At 42.5% G+C, this 17,751-nt stretch carries 10 protein-coding genes; 6 read left to right on the top strand and 4 right to left on the bottom strand.

Annotated elements, in window-relative coordinates; translation table 11 throughout:
• Positions 1-5: 5 nt before the first annotated feature.
• Positions 6-2,156, bottom strand: a complete 2,151-nt coding sequence (locus tag U0035_RS19730; RefSeq protein ID WP_114790652.1) for a GH92 family glycosyl hydrolase — start codon at positions 2,154-2,156, stop codon at positions 6-8.
• 203 nt (positions 2,157-2,359) lie between these two features.
• Between U0035_RS19730 and U0035_RS19725 the strand changes: the two genes are divergently transcribed.
• From U0035_RS19725 to U0035_RS19700, 6 genes are all read left to right on the top strand, one after another.
• The gene (locus tag U0035_RS19725; protein ID WP_114790651.1) at positions 2,360-2,938 is read left to right on the top strand and encodes an RNA polymerase sigma-70 factor; all 579 of its coding nucleotides are present in this window, start codon (positions 2,360-2,362) and stop codon (positions 2,936-2,938) included.
• Between the two features lie 66 nt (positions 2,939-3,004).
• Entirely contained in the window at positions 3,005-4,075 is a 1,071-nt protein-coding gene (locus U0035_RS19720; RefSeq protein ID WP_114790650.1) for a FecR family protein, read from the top strand.
• A 213-nt stretch (positions 4,076-4,288) separates the two neighbouring features.
• A complete protein-coding gene (locus U0035_RS19715) occupies positions 4,289-7,627 on the top strand; it encodes a SusC/RagA family TonB-linked outer membrane protein (protein ID WP_211316416.1) in 3,339 nt (1,112 codons plus the stop codon).
• Between the two features lie 12 nt (positions 7,628-7,639).
• Positions 7,640-9,262 (top strand): RagB/SusD family nutrient uptake outer membrane protein, encoded by a 1,623-nt coding sequence (locus tag U0035_RS19710; RefSeq protein WP_114790649.1) that lies wholly within the window; start codon positions 7,640-7,642, stop codon positions 9,260-9,262.
• A gap of 25 nt (positions 9,263-9,287) precedes the next feature.
• Complete coding sequence (locus U0035_RS19705; protein ID WP_114790648.1) at positions 9,288-10,436, top strand: SusE domain-containing protein; 1,149 nt, start codon at positions 9,288-9,290, stop codon at positions 10,434-10,436.
• A gap of 7 nt (positions 10,437-10,443) precedes the next feature.
• Positions 10,444-11,574, top strand: a complete 1,131-nt coding sequence (locus U0035_RS19700) for a glycoside hydrolase family 76 protein (protein ID WP_114790647.1) — start codon at positions 10,444-10,446, stop codon at positions 11,572-11,574.
• Positions 11,575-12,006: 432 nt separating this feature from the next.
• On the opposite strand, the gene U0035_RS19695 is transcribed toward U0035_RS19700, so the two are convergent.
• From U0035_RS19695 to U0035_RS19685, 3 genes are all read right to left on the bottom strand, one after another.
• Positions 12,007-14,271, bottom strand: a complete 2,265-nt coding sequence (locus tag U0035_RS19695) for a GH92 family glycosyl hydrolase (RefSeq protein ID WP_114790646.1) — start codon at positions 14,269-14,271, stop codon at positions 12,007-12,009.
• A 185-nt stretch (positions 14,272-14,456) separates the two neighbouring features.
• Positions 14,457-16,928, bottom strand: a complete 2,472-nt coding sequence (locus U0035_RS19690) for a glutaminase family protein (protein ID WP_114790645.1) — start codon at positions 16,926-16,928, stop codon at positions 14,457-14,459.
• A 395-nt stretch (positions 16,929-17,323) separates the two neighbouring features.
• Entirely contained in the window at positions 17,324-17,740 is a 417-nt protein-coding gene (locus tag U0035_RS19685) for a DUF4488 domain-containing protein (protein WP_114790644.1), read from the bottom strand.
• Positions 17,741-17,751: the final 11 nt, after the last annotated feature.

Here is a 17,751-nt window from a genome sequence, read left to right as displayed (position 1 = left end):
TATTATCAATTGGTTTCTATCAACAGCTCTTTTCCCTGCTGCAACTGGTCATGTTTTACAAAATAGCCTTTAACAGCCCGGCCTCCATAGGTAATCTTTTGAATCCGCTCACCTTTCCCTTTTTTAATAATTGTAAACGGTTTACCCTGCAGGTTAAACCGCACCTTATCGAACAAGGGCACAGTTACGAGGTATTCCGGATCAGCCGGCGAATAAGTATACAAGCCCAATGCGTTCATTACATACCAGGCCGACATTTCACCAGCATCATCCATCCCCGAATAAGCCAGCCGTTCCGGTCCCATACGGTAATATTTGCTCATGATGAGGTTTAATATTTTTTGCGCTTTCTCCTGCTTCCCTACAAAATAATATAAATAAGGCGAACTATGACCTGGCTGGTTACCATGGCAATACTGCCCTATGAATGTGGTGATATTATGGGCTTCATATCCCTTCCAGGGTATGGTAAATAAGGAGTCCAGCTTTTTCTCAAAAACAGCTTTGCTAGGATACAGCGCTATAAATGCTTCCGGTTGATGCGGTGCAAAGAAAGTAGATTGCCATCCATTGGCCTCGCGGTACATATACTCAAAATAAGGCTGCTCCGGATTAAAGGGTGTTATCCATTCTCCATTTGCCAGCCGGCCACGCATCAACTGAGTTTGGGAATCAAAAAGATGTTTGTAACTATCTGTACGTTTCATTAACGCCTGGTAGTTTTTAGTATCACCCAAGGCCCGGGCCAATAAAGCAGTCGCATAATCATCATAGGCATATTCCTGTGTTTTAGTAACCGCCGCTTTGGCAACCGTTTCTAACCGCGGATTTTGTACGTCCATTTCCGATATCCACCCCCGTTCCATATATTCCTTCAGGTGCGGCCTGCCTCCCTTACCATCTACAAAAGCATTGTTTAATAGCAGTTGATAGGATTTTTTCACATCAAAATTTTTGATTCCTCTCAGATAGCTGCCCGCTACGAATGTGGAGGCATGATCCCCATGAAAGAATGTAGGCATAAAACCTCTTATTTCCCCTCTGTCTGTAATGGATTTAATGACATCCGCAGCTACGTCAGGCGAGATCATGCCCAACAAAATGAGCTTATTGCGATAGTCATCCCAAAAGGAAGGATCAGTAAAATATCGAAAGCCTTTGTTTACTGTTTCACCCTTCGCATTCTTAAAAGCTCCGTTTACATCGCTCAGTAAAATGGGCCAGAGAAAAGATCGGTACAGCGTGGAATAAAAAGTCTCCTTTTGATCTTCGGTGCCACCGGATACCTGGATTTTAGACAAAAGCGTTTCCCAGGTTTGTGTAGCATCTTCCCTAACCTGATTAAAGCTTTTACCGATCATTTCCGCTTCCAGGTTCATGCGCGCATTTTCAACACTCACATAAGAAAAACCAATTTTTACTTCAAGCGGATCATTCGGCGCTTTATCTATATAATTAACAATACTTACTTCTGCATCGCCATCTTTTACCGATTCCACATTCCTGATCTTATAATTAGAGATCGCATAAAAATAAAAATTAGCGCCGGTCTTTTGATTGCCGGTAAAAATACTGTCGTTCAATTTTTCGATCTTCCATTCATTCACTCTTTCGTTGGAACGTGCGAGGTCTGCCAGCAACTTCTTACCCTCCCCGTTTTTATAGGTATATTTATGAAAGGCGCAACGCAGGGTTGAGGTAACTTCTGCATTGATATCATATTTATCGAGATATACCTGGTAGTAACCCGGGCTGGCCGATTCCCGTGAATGTTTAAACGGCGAGTAATAGGTTTTCGGCTCAACCTTACCACTTACTGCTATTAAAGGTACATAGCAAAGATTCCAATGTCCTTTGCTGGTATGGGCAAATGCATATACAACGGTATCTTCATACTGGTAACCCGAACCGCTACGCCACATGGTAACCGGCGTTACCTGCACCATAGAATTAGGAAGTGTCGCTCCCGGATAGGTTTCACCGCCCCAGGCTCTCCTGGTGGGCTTGTACCCCAGGTCAGCACTATCCCACAGCGTTGTGGTACCCATAAAAGTGTTCACATAACCGGTAAAAGATTTGGCACCGGTTTGTCCAAAACTTATAGCGGTTATTAACAAACTGGCTGTTACTAAATTCAATCTTTTTTTCCCGAACATGGCATTTTTGTTAGAGGAATGAGTAATCAATCATCAGCAATCTTCAACGATAAGTACCAAATTTAAAAAAAATATTGAAAAGGCAAAATCGTTTTTGCGATAAAGGTATATATTTGATGTGAAGAAAATAAAATAATTCTTCAAAAGGCGATAAAAGCCGTGTAACGAATTGCAAATTTTGTCATACTTTATTTTCATTATTTATGAATGAAGATCGTAAACGATACCTGCTGTTATTGATTGCCGAGCATGACGATCAAAAGGGGTTTGACGAGTTGTTTAATTTCTATTTCCCTGGTTTGGTTTCTTTCGCATCCAATATTTTGAAAGACCGTCAGCTGGCTGAAGAAATAGTTGAAGATGTATTTGTCAAACTTTGGCTGAACCGAAAGACCATGGTATCTATCAAAAGTCCTTCGCATTACATTTATACTGCGGTTAAATACGCGTCGCTTAGTGCACTGAAGAAGCATCAAACAATATCCCTTGAGGACTATCCCGACGATATGGGACTCTCCTACTCCAATCCGGAATTGGTCTATATAAGCAATGAGAACATCGGCCATATTACCGATGCAATTAACCAGTTACCTTCCAGATGCAGGCTGATCTTCCGGTTAATTAAAGAAGAAGGTCTTAAGTACGAGGAGGTAGCGCAATTACTGCAGCTATCTGTAAAAACCGTTGAAAGCCAGATGACTATTGCGATTAAAAAGCTAACGATCACCATTCAACAAATGCTTCCGGACATGGCAGAGCATCTTTTAAGAAAAAAAGCATAATTTTTTTTGATTCATTTAGGGGTATGATCATAATAAAACCGACTTATAATGGTATATCCTTAAGAAATGGACAGAAACAGACTTATTGAGCTATTTACAAAACGGGAATCGGGCATTTTAACATTGCCTGAAGCAAGGGAGCTTAATGAGTACTTAAAAGAAAACCCTTCAGACAGCCAATTAGCCGACCTATTAGACAAAACCCTGCAAGGCCGTTTTCATCAACAGGATAATTTCGATTCTGCACAGCTCAAAAAACGTCTGCAAAGAATACATGAACGGCTAAGCCAGGAGGACATTACGCCTGCAAACGCTGATGATCCTAAAGGTCGCATCAGAAAGATTGTCCGGATTATTGCAGCTGTGCTGTTGCTAACCATAGGCTGTACGGTAGTTTACAGGCAATTTACTGAAAGTAATCCGGTCGATCATTCTAAAAACATCCTTACTACAAAAAAAGGTTCCAAGTCGAACCTGGTATTACCTGACGGCACCAAAGTTTTACTAAATTCAGATACGCGTCTTAGTTATAACCAATCTTTTGGCAAAGAGGCAAGAGAGGTAACACTGGAAGGCGAAGCTTATTTTGAAGTGGTAAAAGATGCCCGGCACCCCTTTATTGTGCATACCAATGCAATGGACATTAAGGTACTGGGAACTGTTTTTAACGTACGGGCCTATCAAAATGAAAAAAACACGCAAACTACTTTATTGGAAGGGTCGGTTGAAGTAACACTGAATAAAAGAAACGAACGCAACCTGGTGGTGTTAAAACCCCATGAAAAGATAGTGGTCAATAATAATCCTGATCATACGGCCCCTTTGACAGCTGACGAAATGCCTGTTGCAGATATTTCCGTCTTGACAATTAAAACAAAGCAGGAAGATTCAAGTATACTTGAAACAGATTGGACTAAAAATAAACTGGCCTTCGACCAGGTTAGTTATAGCGAAGTTTTCCCGGAACTGGAGCGCTGGTACGGGGTAACCATTACGGTTAAGGATTCTTCAATATTAACAAGAAAGATCAGCGGGATTTACGAGAACGAAAGCATTGGCGATGTCATGGAGTCTCTTAAACTGGCTACCGGCTTCCGGTATACTATCGATGGCAATCGCCTTAAGATTTATAAATAATTCTTCACCATAAAAAAAGCTCATGAAATAAACGAAAGCCTGATAATAAAAAAGGCAGAAAATGCTGGAACATTTTCCGCCGTAAAACGACAGTTCAACTTGCCTGAAAAGCAATAAAACCATCATCTAAAAACAGATAACGAAAGTATGAAAAAAAATGATCGCCTTGCCATGCGGGGGGAGCGGTATTGTCTTATTAAATATCTGCTGCTAATGAAATGTTCTCTTATTATTATTCTATTAACTTCTTTTCAGTCGCTGGCTTTTACCGGAGCCGCCCAGGACCTGATCAGTATGAAGGTTAATAACCAATCTTTTGCCGCAGTGCTTAAAAGCATTGAAGCTAAACATGCCTACCGGTTTGTTTACAGCGATAGTGTTGCTTTAAGCCGTTATAAAGTAAGCCTGGATGTGAAAGATGCCCCCATCGAAAAAGTGATGAATCAGCTACTGGACAACACGGGGTTTACTTATAAAAAGGTCAACAAAAACCTGGTAGTAATTACGCCAGGCAGTGTACTAAATAAAATTCAATATGAAGTAAGAGGTAAAGTCATCGACTCTACAGGAAGCCCTGTTGCGGGAGCCAGTGTAGTAGAGAAGGGAACCAGCAATGGCACTACAACCCGGGCAGATGGTAGTTTTGTATTGAATGTAGCCAACAAAAGTGCCATACTTGTTATTTCCAGGGTAGGTTATAACGAAAGAGAGATCGCCATTACGTCTAACGACCTGGGGCCGGTGTTACTTACTACAGCTACCCAACAGATGGAAGATGTGATCGTTATTGGGTATGGTACCACTACCAGGAGAGATGTAACCGGAGCTGTTGACCAGATCAAAGCCTCGCAATTTGAAGACCGCCCGGTAGGCAATGTGACGCAGGCATTGCAAGGTGCGGCGCCCAGCCTGGTGATACAGCAACGGAGCATGAACCCCAACGGAAATGATATGAACATCAACGTAAGGGGTATTTCTACTATGAATAATAATGCACCGCTGATTGTCATCGACGGATTGATCACTGATAATGCCAGTTTGAACCAGCTAAATCCCACCGACATACAAAGCGTATCGGTTTTAAAAGATGCGGGTACTTCAGCTATTTACGGATCCAGGTCAGCAAACGGTGTTATTTTGGTTACTACCAAACGCGGTACTAAAAATCAAAAGCCAACACTAAGCCTGAACGGACAAATGGGCTGGCAGGATCCTAAGATACTGTTTGCACCGGTACAGGGATATCAAAATGCTACCTTGAAAAACCTGGCTTTAACTAATATCGGGTCCTCACCCGAATTCACGCCAGACCAAATACAGGATTTGTACCAGCACCGGAACGAAGAAGAATGGAACTTTTACCAGATATTGCAGCCGGCATTACAGCAAACTTATAACCTGCGCGTATCGGGCGGAAGCCAGAATACCACGTATATGTTCTCGGGAGGGTTCTTCGATCAGGGAAGTAATTTTATTGGCAATTATGGTATTACGCGTTATAACCTGCGCTCTAATATAACTACTGAATTGGGGCCACTTAAAATAACTTCCATACTCGCATATACCAGAAACAACTCCAGCAATACCACTGCCGGTAATGCTATTATCAATTCCAGTCGCATTCCTCCATACTATTATTATCGCATGCAGGCCGAAAATGGAAAATACCTCATCAACAATGCGCTCACCGATCAAAATCCTCTGGGTGAATTGAGACAAGGTGGCTTCATTGATGACAGGAATGATTATGTCAATGCCAATTTCAATGCAGAATTGAAGTTATTTTCAGGATTAAAGCTCCGAGGTGTAGTGGGTGCCGACGTTTACAGCAATACACAGTTCAGCAGGCGAATTGAATTTCCCCTATATGCCAGCGCAGACGCACCAGCACCTGCACTTACTATGAACCCAAGAAGAGAAACATCCGACTACAACAGAAAAATGAGTTTGATGAACTACCAGCTGATGCTGGATTACAATAAAAAGTTCGGGCAACATAATGTCACCGGCTTGCTTGGCGCTTCCAACGAATCTCTTACCAGCCGCGAAAGCAGAACTACCTACTGGTATACCGATTCTCTTTTAGGTGTGCCCACTTCCGGCACTATCATTGATGAAAACCGTGATAATACTTACCTGACCACCAATCCCGGCCATACCCTTCAAAGCAGCCTGAACTCCGTTTTTGGCCGACTAGGTTATTCTTTTAATAACACTTATACCGCTGAGATTAATTTCCGGTACGACGGATCTTCGAGGTTTTCAAGAAAACATCGTTGGGGCTTCTTTCCTTCTGCATCATTAGGATGGACATTAACGAATGAAGCTTTTATGCAAAACTATAAAAACAAAGTAGGTGATTTGAAAATAAGAGCCAGTTACGGGGTACTGGGTAATCAGGCTATCGACAACTACCAATACCTTACTCGTTATACAATATTTCCCAACAGCTATATTACGGGAGATTCAGCGCTTGCAGCTTCCGGCTTTGTTTACGGAAATGAAGACCTGCGATGGGAGTCCACGCGTAACACCAATATTGGTATTGATGCCTCATTTTTGAATAACAGGCTCACGGTATCTGCAGATTATTTTTATAAGAAGATTGTAGACATCCTCGTTCCACCAGTAATACCATTGGCTTTTGGAACCCAACTTAAAGATTTTAATGCGGGTGAAATGGTCAACCAGGGATGGGAACTCAATATTGGCTATCGCTTTAACACCGGTGCGGTTGCTCATAGTTTCACAGGTAACATTGGAGATTCGTGGAATAAGGTAACAAAGCTTGTAGGCTTTGAACTGGTAAACACATCAGATAATATTGACAAATTAACCCGTGTAGGCGTTCCTTTCAATGCCTATTATGGCCTTAAAACAGACGGATTCTTCCAATCGATGCAAGAGATTGAGACCTCTGCCCTGCCCGTGGGTTTAAGTTCGTCCGATCTCAAACCGGGTGACGTAAAATATACGGACAGAAATAATGACGGTGTGATCGACTCAAAAGACCGTTTTATACTGGGCTATGGATTTCCCCGTTATACATTCGGTCTTACCTACAATGTAAGCTTCAAGGGCCTTGATTTTTCTATGTTCTGGCAGGGTGTAGGTAAAAGAGATATGTTTGTACGCGGTGAGCTGGTAGAACCTTTCCATGAAAACTACTCCTATGTCATTTACCAGCACCAGCTGGATTACTGGACACCTACCAATACCGGGGCACGCTGGCCCAGGCTAACGGCAACCGGGTCTCCTTCCCGTCAGAATAATTATGGCCGAGGATCAGATCTTTACCAGTTTGATGGTGCTTATGCAAGGCTTAAAAATATACAGCTGGGCTATACTATACCTAATAGTTTAACGCAAAAGATCGGTATACAAAAAGCCAGGCTGTACATCAACGCCCAAAATTTGATTACACTTTCAAAAGAATCATGGATTGACCCTGAATCGTCCGAATTTAATTCCGATATGGATGGCGCTGCTAACAGTGGTCGTAACTACCCTGTATTGCGTTACTACGGATTTGGATTAGATATTCAATTTTAAAGACAATTAGGTATGAAGCATATAAATTTCAAATGGAGCATAGCCTGTTTCTTCCTGGCTATCCTTTTCAGCAATTGTAATAAGATGGATCTGCAACCCGTTGGTGAATACACGGATGATAACTATTGGTTATCGGCGGGCAACTCTGACCTGATGGTAAATATGGCCTATAACCAGATGTACTCTGCCGACAAAATGTGGAATGATGAAGCCTTAAGCGATAACGTATTTGAAGGAAGATCCAATACCAACCAACGCATCATCCGCAACGGCAACGCAGATCCCTCCCTGGGGCTTTTTCACGACGAATGGAAGCAAGGTTATGAAGCTTTAAAAACCTGTCATATTTACCTGGCCAATGTAGACCGGGTACCTAATATGCCTGCCGCATTTAAACAGCAACGCATAGCAGAGATCCGGTTTATAAGAGCCTACGTTTACTTCAGGTTGGTTAACTTCTTTGGTGCCGTACCTTTTTCCACCAGCGATATTAACCTGGCGGAATCGCGCATCATACCCAGAACGGACAAAGCGCAAATCCTTTCATTTATTCACCAGGAGTTAGACGAGGTAATGCAAATCCTCCCTTCTAAAAACACTCTTTCCGGTTTGGATAAAGCCAGGGCCAACAAAGCAGCAGCCTGTGCGTTGCAAGCAAGGGCCTACCTGTATGAAAGTAACTGGCAGAAAGTAGCCACCTATACAGATAGCCTTATTAACAACCCCGACAAGTTTGGCAGTTACAGCCTGTTTCCTGATTACGCCGGACTTTTTACCGTAGCGAATGAATATAACTCAGAAGTTATTTTTGATTATGGCTACCTGATCGACAAAAAGACCTGGTCTAAATACTACGATGCTGCCCCCCTGTCGCTGGGTGCCCGCTTAAATGCCTATGCACCACTGCAAGAGCTGGTAGATAGCTATGTAATGCTCAATGGTCGCAGCATTACCGAGGAGTCTTCTTACAACGAGAACAATCCTTACATTAATCGTGACCCCCGGTTAGCAGCCACTGTGGTATATGATGGCAGCACCATACAGAAACTGGATGGCTCTGCCACCACTATCCGTACAAGGCCAGGCACCAATACCCCGGACAGCTATGTAAATGCAGCTTCTAACTCTACTTCCACCGGTTACTATATCAAAAAGTACTATGATGTAAAAGCCAATTCCACTTTTCAATCTGGCCTGAACATCATTATGCTACGCTATGCCGATGTATTGCTCATGAATGCGGAAGCTAAGTTTGAGCTGGGGCAAATGAACGCCACCGTTTGGGACAGAACTATAAAAGCCATTCGCACCCGGGCAGGCTTCACCCAAGCTTCTGCGCTGGACTACCCCGGAAGTTTGTCAACCGCTCAAATGCGTAATACCCTCCGGAATGAGCGCCGGAGCGAGCTGGCGCTCGAAGGTTTGCGATATTTCGACATTGTACGATGGAAAGCCGGTACACAGTATTTAAACGGTGTAGCACATGGCGCAAAATTCGCTAACAACAGCACAGCTTTTATTGTATTGGACACCCGGAAATTTGATGAGGGCCGCGATTATTTATGGTCAGTGCCTCGATCTGAGATTGATCTGAATAAAAATTTATTGCCTAACAATACCGGATACGGAAACTAAAACTTTACTACAAAACTCTTCACAAATGAAAAATATAATTGTAACATCCCTTTACACCCTGCTTGCAAGCATACTGTTTTTCAGCTGCAAGAAAGATGATATGAATTACAAGGACGTTAATATTACTGCGGTTAAAACCTTGTATGCGCCTGTCAATAACCGCTCTATTAAATTATTGAGCTCTGCTTCTGCCTCTCTCTATTTTGAATGGGAAGCAGTAAAAGCCGAAGACGGCGGTGCTGCATCTTACGAAGTAGTTTTTGACAAACCCACAGGAGATTTTTCGCAGCCTTTATACAAAATTGTATCAGACAATAATGGCTTTTCGAGTGGCGCCACTATTACTCATAAGATCCTGAACCGGATCGCAGGCCTGGCTGGTGTAGAACCCGGAGGTTCAGTTGACGTAAAATGGACGGTGTTCTCCTCACGTGGGATCAACGTTGTTAAATCTGATCAATCAGCAACGCTCACCATTACCGCCCTTCAGGGTTTTGCAGACCTTCCTGACGAAGTATTTATTACAGGAGAAGGCTCTGAAACAGGTACCAATCTCGCACAGGCTATGCCATTCAAGCTAAACGCAGCCGGAGAATTTGAGATCTATACCCGGTTGGAGGCTGGGAAAACATACTATTTCACAGATCGTAACAGCGGTACTCCACGTATCTTCTATTCGGACAATGGGAGCACGCTGAAAGAAGCTGAAGAGTCCGGCGTAATAACGGCCTCAAAAACTGCAGTGTATCGCATCAACCTGGATTTCAATACAGCTACTATTGCTTACACCGAGATTACATCCATAGGCATCTTCTTTAGCCCGGAAAACAAGGTATTATTCAATCTACCCTACCAGGGCAAAGGTATATGGAGAGGAACAGGTGTTATTACTTTCAGGCAGGAATCATGGGGACGGGATGAGCGTTATAAATTCCAGATGCAAACTGTATCCAATGGCGCCAATGTAGTGGCACAACTGGGTACTGTAACCGGTACAGACAGTCCGCCGAATGCTTCTTCGCCTGCATCTTACTATTACCTAAGAGTATTGCCTAACACTTCACAGTGGGACGACAAATGGAAGTTCATGCCTGCAGTGGATGGTAAGTCAACTACCATTTCGGTGTTACTGCAAGGAACATCGCCCTACACACATACTGTTCAAGTAAACTAATTATACCATGAGGAATAAAATATTGATCATACCTATATTGGCCTGCTTGTTGTTTTCCTGCTCCAAGTTCAACGATGAATATACTTATGGGGAATCGGAAAATATTAACTGGAACGCTGCAGCGGATAGCGCTACCAATGCGCTGATTGCCCAATTCTGGAATGAGGAAGGCTATTTCAATTATGGCAGCAACGGATCGGACAATGGGTTTCAGTACTGGCCCAATGCCCACGCCATGGATGTTTTAATAGATGCATTCATCCGCACGAATGATACGCGATTCAGCGGTTATTTTGACAAATGGTTCACCGGTATCAGGAGTAAAAACGGCAATACCTACTATAACGTGTTTTATGACGATATGGAATGGAATGCGCTTACTTTTTTGCGTATGTATGACCTGACCAAACAGGAAAAATACCTGACAGCCACTAAAGATTTGTGGAACGATATCATCAAGGGTTGGAATGAGACTTACGCAGAAGGCGGTATAGCATGGCGCAAGGATATGCTGTACAGTAAAAACGCCTGCTCCAATGGCCCCGCTGCCATTCTTGCTGCCAGGTTGTATAATATCACCAAAGAAGAGTCGTTCAAAACCTGGGCCATCAAAATATACGACTGGGAAAAGAACACTTTGTATGAGTGGGCCACCGGTGGTATTTATGATAACATCAACGGGGAAAGCGGCGCTATCAATAAAGCCGTGTTAACTTACAATACAGGAACGTTTGTAGGTGCGGCGGTGGAGCTGCATAAAATAACCGGAGACGCTGCCTACCTGAATGATGCGCAGAAATGCGCTAATTATACCATCACAAAATGTATCGATTCGGGTAACAATGTATTGCGTGATGAAGGAACGGGCGATAATGCTTTATTCAAAGGCATTTTTATCCGCTACTATTTAATGCTGATACAGGAGCCGGGGTTGAACGAAGATTATAAACGAAAATTCATCAATTTCTTCAACAACAATGCTACTACTTTATGGACTAAAGCAACATTTAAGAACTCATTATTATTTGGTCCTTCATGGATCGCCCCCCCTGCCGGTGAAGCCCAGCTAACGGCCCAATCAAGCGCCTGTATGATGATAGAAGCCAAAGCAGCGTTCGAAAAAGCAGGTATGCAATAAAAGTATTAAAGTTTTTCGACACTGACAAGAACCATGCTCCGCGATCTTATCCGGAGACAAAGAAAGAGGCCGATGGCCTCTTTCTGATTTTATGAGATTTTGATGGCCTTATTAATTTAACCACTAAGGCGCAAGGGCGCAAGGACCTATACAAAATAATCTGTCATTTTCTTTGCGACCTGGCGTCCTCGCGGTTAAACATCTCTACAACACGCTTCAGTTGTTGGTCAAAAAGACACAACAACGGCCGGGCGCCAAATACCTTAAAGGTACAAGGTAGTTGGCTTAGGTAATCGAATCGCTGAGGCACAGGGGCTTGAGATATCAATCGATTAAGATCCTCGCGTTTCTTTACGTCTTTGTGACTTAGCGATGAAGTCTTTTCAGGCAATAGATACATAAGACTGCCACAAATGAGTGATATCATTATCTTTATCTCGACACCGAAAACGGTAAATCGGCATCACCCACTCCCCTTTTGTAATTTGGTGTAGCGCTCATCTGCAAATTGAACTCACCGCCCTTCATAATATCACCATAACTCAGATAATTTTTGGTGTATCGTTTATTATTCAAACGGGCATCCGTTATATAAACATTTTGACTACTATTGCCTTTAGCATTGATCACAAATTTTTTTCCGTTCTCTAAAGAGATCGTTATTTTTTTAAACATAGGACTGCCCAATACATACTGATCGGTTCCAGGACAAACACTGTAAAAACCCAACGCGCTCAATACATACCAGGATGATGTTTGTCCCTGGTCTTCATCGCCCGGGTAACCATTCTCCGTTGCATTATAGAGCTTGCTCATTACTTCGCGGGTACGCTGCTGCGATTTCCAGGGCTGACGGGCATAATTGTATAAATAAGGCATGTGCTGAATGGGCTGATTGCCGTGTGCATATTGCCCCATATTGGCCATTACCATTTCTGTCATCTCGTGGATCATAAATCCGTAAGTACCCACTTTCACCGTATTCGGAACTGTGAATACGGAGTCCAGTTTTGCGGCAAACTTTTCATCTCCGCCTACCATGTTTATCAAACCCTTCATATCATGAAATACCGACCAAACCCAATGCCAGGCATTACCTTCGGTAAAAGGGCCGCCCCATTCAACCGGGTCAAAATTATCACCCCAGTTTCCTTTCCGGTCTTTAGCGCGCATGAATAATGTAGCGGGGTCAAAGACATTTTTATAATTAAACATCTTCTGCCCAAAAGCATCCTGGTATTTTTTGTTATTTACCGCTTTGGCCAGGGCATAGCCGCAAAAATCGTTGTAAGCATATTCCAATGTTTTCGCCGTAGCTTCCCTTACCTCGGGGTAGGGTACATAGCCGATGCTGTTATAATCTTTAAAGCCATCACGGCCGTTGGCGGGTCCCCAGGGGCCTTTATTATTTGCCTCATGATGATAGGCGTCCAAAGCCCTTTGCGGATCGAAGGTACGAAGGCCTTTAGCCCACGCATCTGCCAGTAAAGAAATAGCATGATTGCCGATCATACTCCCCTGCTCATTAGGAAATGACCAGGAAGGCAGCCAGCCACATTGTTCCTGCGCATTCAGCAAGGCCTGCATATAGCGCCCATGCTGTGTAGGGTACATCAGGATGTTTAAAGGAAACTGTGCCCTGAAAGTATCCCAAAAGCCCGTATCGGTAAACATATAACCTTCGTGCACTTTACCGTCATAAGGACTGAAATAGTAAGGCATACCATTTTTGCCGATTTCATAAAAAGCCCGGGAGAAAAGACTTGCCCTGAAAAAGCAGGAATAAAAAGTGGCTTTATCTTCTTCGGAGTCGCCTTCCACCAAAATTCTTTTCAGGTGATTATTCCATACCCTTTCTGCTCTTGCTTTTGTTGACTCCAGGTTTTTATCGCCACCCAATTCATGTTCTAATGTCAATTTGGCCTGTTCAATGCTGATATAAGAGGACGCTACTTTCACCTGCACTTTAGAACCCGGTTTGAATTCAATATAAGCGCCTCTTCCCCTTCCTTCCGCTTTTTTATTGCCCGCATCTATTTGATTCTTCTCGTTTTCCCATGTGCCGTAGGCTGTAAAAGGTTGATCGAAGTAAAGCACAAAATGATTCTTCCAGCCTCTTTGAAAACCATGTCCGTTATTTACGAAACCTGTAATCATTTGTTGCTCCGGGAAAACTTCTACACCGCTTATGCCCGTATAACCATCTAATACCAGGTAGGCCTTTTTACCTTCGGGGAAACTGAAACGCAGATGCGCCCCCCTTTCTGAAGGAGACATTTCTGTCGTAATATTATTATCAAACCTTACTTTATAATAATGAGGTTTCCCTATTTCGTTTTCATGCCTGAACGCTAACGCCCGCTCATCCTCGTTCACTTTTAAATTATCCACCACAGGCATCAAAGAAAAAACAGCGTAGTCATTGGACCAGGAACTGCATTGATGCGCCTGTTGAAATCCGCGTATTTTCTTTTTCGTATACTGATATTTCCAGCCATCCCCGTTCTTACCCGTTTGAGGCGTCCAGGTATTCATGCCAAAAGGTAAAGCTGTAGTGGGATAAGTATTTCCCCTGGTTAATTCGAAACTGGAATTAGTACCTTGTAAAGTATTTACGTATGCAACTAAATTCTGAGCAGATAAATGAATTTCCGCCAGCAAAAGCAACAATATCAAACCTCTTTTTAACAAAAACATAGATAGTGAAATTTATAAACGTCATCATGACTAAAAAGGAAGACACTAAAGATATCTACTTTCCCCATTTTCTAAATAAAAAATGATCCCGGTTACTAAACCGGGATCCTGCCTAAAGCAGTATACTAAACTGTGTATTATTGTACCGGCTTATTAAAATAGAATTTATATATACTAAGTCAGGGTTACTTGCTGTTCAATTTCATGTCCAACACTTTCATCCAATAACCGCCAATTACACTTCTTGCCTGGAAACCCACTTGTTTGCCATCGGTAGTTTCATGCCAGTCGCCTAATGGCACTCTTGTAGGCGTCTCCAATGCATATTTATAGACGGGTTTTACCAGGGCCTTAAAATCGTTGTCATTTCCGGTAAGGCAGGCCGTCCATAAAATCCAGTCACTTTTTGTATAGGTCTTGCGGCTATCCAGAGGCAAACCATATTTGTTTTGATGCGCCAGGTAAAATTTCATTTCCTTCTGAAACACTTCTTCGGGGAAAATATTAAACTTTAAAACTTTATCCCAAACCACATTATATTTCTGGCTCCAGGTACCTTTCTTTTCAAATGCCAATGTATAATGGTCGCCATCTGCAGCCAGTTCCATCCATTTAGGCACCATGCCAGTAGCGATATCATGATATTTCTTATACACTTCCTCCTTGCCTAACATTTTAGCCAACATCGCGTAGCTCTCAATAGCCATGATAGCCTTTAAAGAGAGATTGGAATTACGCGCCAGGTGACCGGCAAAATCGTCGGTGCATAACTGGTTTGCGGGATCAAAGCCATCTTTAACCAGGTAATCCGTCCAGGTAGTCAAAGTACTCCAGTGTTTTTTAGCGTATTCCGCATTACCTTCCGCTTTTGCAATAGCTGCAGCAAGGATCACCATATTACCAGATTCTTCCACCGGCATATCTTCTCCATAAACCTGCCCGTTTGCAAGAGGGTAAGTACCTATATCGTGCGCTGCAAAAGGCTTTTTCCATTTTCCGCTTTCGCTGTAGTAAAAAATACCGTTCATCATCCCCTTTTCAAGGTCTGGGTTATATACCAGGAACAAAGGAGCAGAAGGATAAGTAAGATCTACTGTATTGATACAACCATTACTAAAATTCTCTTTAGAAAGCCACAACAATTCACCCTGCGGACTTTGTACCAGTTTATGAGCAGCAATAGTTTGCCTGTAGCTGATCTCACACAGTTTCGCGTAATCCTCACCGCCAGCTTTGAAGGCGTCATTATAAATGGTCTTATCCAAAGCATCACATTTTGCAATGGTAGCTGCGTAATCTGCATTTGCAGCCTGTAATTGCGCATCAATCGAGGTGCTGTTATCCTTATTCCACCAGGGACGAAGGTTCTTTCCGAAATATTGAATTGACCATATATCATCATAAGCCAATAACAATTTAGAACTTACAGACTTTCCTGTATTCAATTGCAGTATGGTACTTAACTGCAATTGCTTTCCTTTTTGATCAACGGCTACCGGAACTTTAGCAACTTTATTGAATACGTTCAAAGACAATTCATCCGAGCCTGCAATAAACTGCCGTGCGTTAGCCGTCCGAGGTACCGCGACGTGTATATAGCCCCAGTCTATGCGCAGATCATCGCCTTTCTTTGCCAATACGGGCTGTGCAACAGTTCCTGCTTTCAACACAGACAGGTCTCCCAAATTATATTTTTTTGCGATCACTTCCTGGGCAGGAGTATTTACAGCTAAATTGGTGGATGTGTTAAACAATACTTCTACATTTCTGGCGCGTCCGTCTTTCGACGTAGCGGTGAAAGTTACATAAGACACGGGACGGGCCATGAGATCAACATCCGTTAATATTAGCGGAGATGCGAAATTTACCTTCAAATCAACCGGCCCGCAGGAAAAATCATAAATGGTTTGTGTAGCTTTGACGTCTACATTATTCTGAATGGCATTTAACACATTTTTAGTAGCAACGGTCTTTTCTTCCTTTACCAATCCGAAATCGAGGTGACGGCCACCCGCAGTATTTTTGATATGTACTGCCAGCACATTTTTACCGGTCTTCAGGACGGTTGAAGCATTTTTAATGGGAATATAAATATACTTATGTACCCAACCGGTTGCATTATAAATCTCTTGTCCATTGAGATACACTTCTACATTGTCATCGTGGTTTAGCTTCAGGTATACATCTTCCTCTTTATTATTAACCATTGTAAATTCTCTCCTTACCCAAAGATCATCAGAACGCCATGCCGTTTTAAAATTTCCTGCTTCATCTCCGAACGGCGCCTGGCCCCACTTCCAGCCGCTTTCATTATAACCAATTTGCTGCCATCCTTCAGCGGGGATAGCTTCGGTATATTTAACCGAAAAGCTTTTATCTTCTGATGCCGGTAATAAAACCTTATAAGCTTTGCTTTCTTTTCCCAGGAAGCGGTATATTTTGTTATCCACTTTAACAAAGCCGGTTAGTGATTGATCAGCACCCGTCCAGTGTTTAGTGGGTGATGCGGTAGCATCATCTGTAAAAGACCAGATACTAAAATAGGGATCATGGGTTATCAACGGATAGGCAGGGGCTTTCCTGGTCTGGCTATTACCGGCCAGGAAAGAAAAAATAAAAACAAAAACACTCAGGCGCTTTAAACAATACTTAATCATTGAAAGATTTTTATATTTTATCTGAAACAAGTTTAAATGTAATTAATGAACTGGCTAATGAAAGCAATATGCTACTTTAAAAAACCCGGCGACTTCAATGAGGGATTTAAAATAATGGCCTGATAGCACGTTCTCCATTGAAAGATCAGAACTGAACATTACAGGCATTATGAACATTAAGCATCGTTGCAATCATTTTCTCATCTGGTTGTGATTAATATACCATTTTCCAGGTGAATTGCATGTGTTGTAAAGGTAACCTTTACGAACAAAATCGATTTTTCAATTTGTCTCAAAAATTATTCATTTTGTACCATTTCTCATACGGATATTACTATTTCTTTTACAGGCATTGTATATCTGTCGAATTCATAGGCGCCATGAAATAGAATCGCCTATTTTACTCTTTTGTAGACTTCCTGTCCGCTTAGATTATTGAGCGACCATTTCATTAAAAATGTATCCGCATCTAAAAACCTGAATACAATCTTACCTTCTTTTACCGAAGCAGGCACCGCCAGATGCTTTTCAAGTTTTTCCGTATAGGTAGAATCCGAAGTAAATTCTATGGTTCCCTTCGACAGCTCTACGTATTTATTATTCACGTAAATAATATGGCTGAAATTGCCCACCCCGTCATACACTTTAAAATCATTTGTTTTTGGGGGCGCAAACTTACCTGGTTCCCCGGGTAAGCTTTGCATAGTCACCTGCCAGGTTCCGTCGAAAAGCTCCAGCTTTGTTGAGATCTTTTGCGCCGACACAAACAAATGGGCGGCTAAACACAAGCTAGCTAAAAAAACATGTTTCATAAGCCTCTTTT

The sequence above is a fragment of the Niabella yanshanensis genome, assembly GCF_034424215.1.
Lineage (GTDB): Bacteria > Bacteroidota > Bacteroidia > Chitinophagales > Chitinophagaceae > Niabella > Niabella yanshanensis.
Note: the sequence above shows the minus strand (reverse complement) of the source record. Positions and strands in the feature narration are given on the sequence as shown.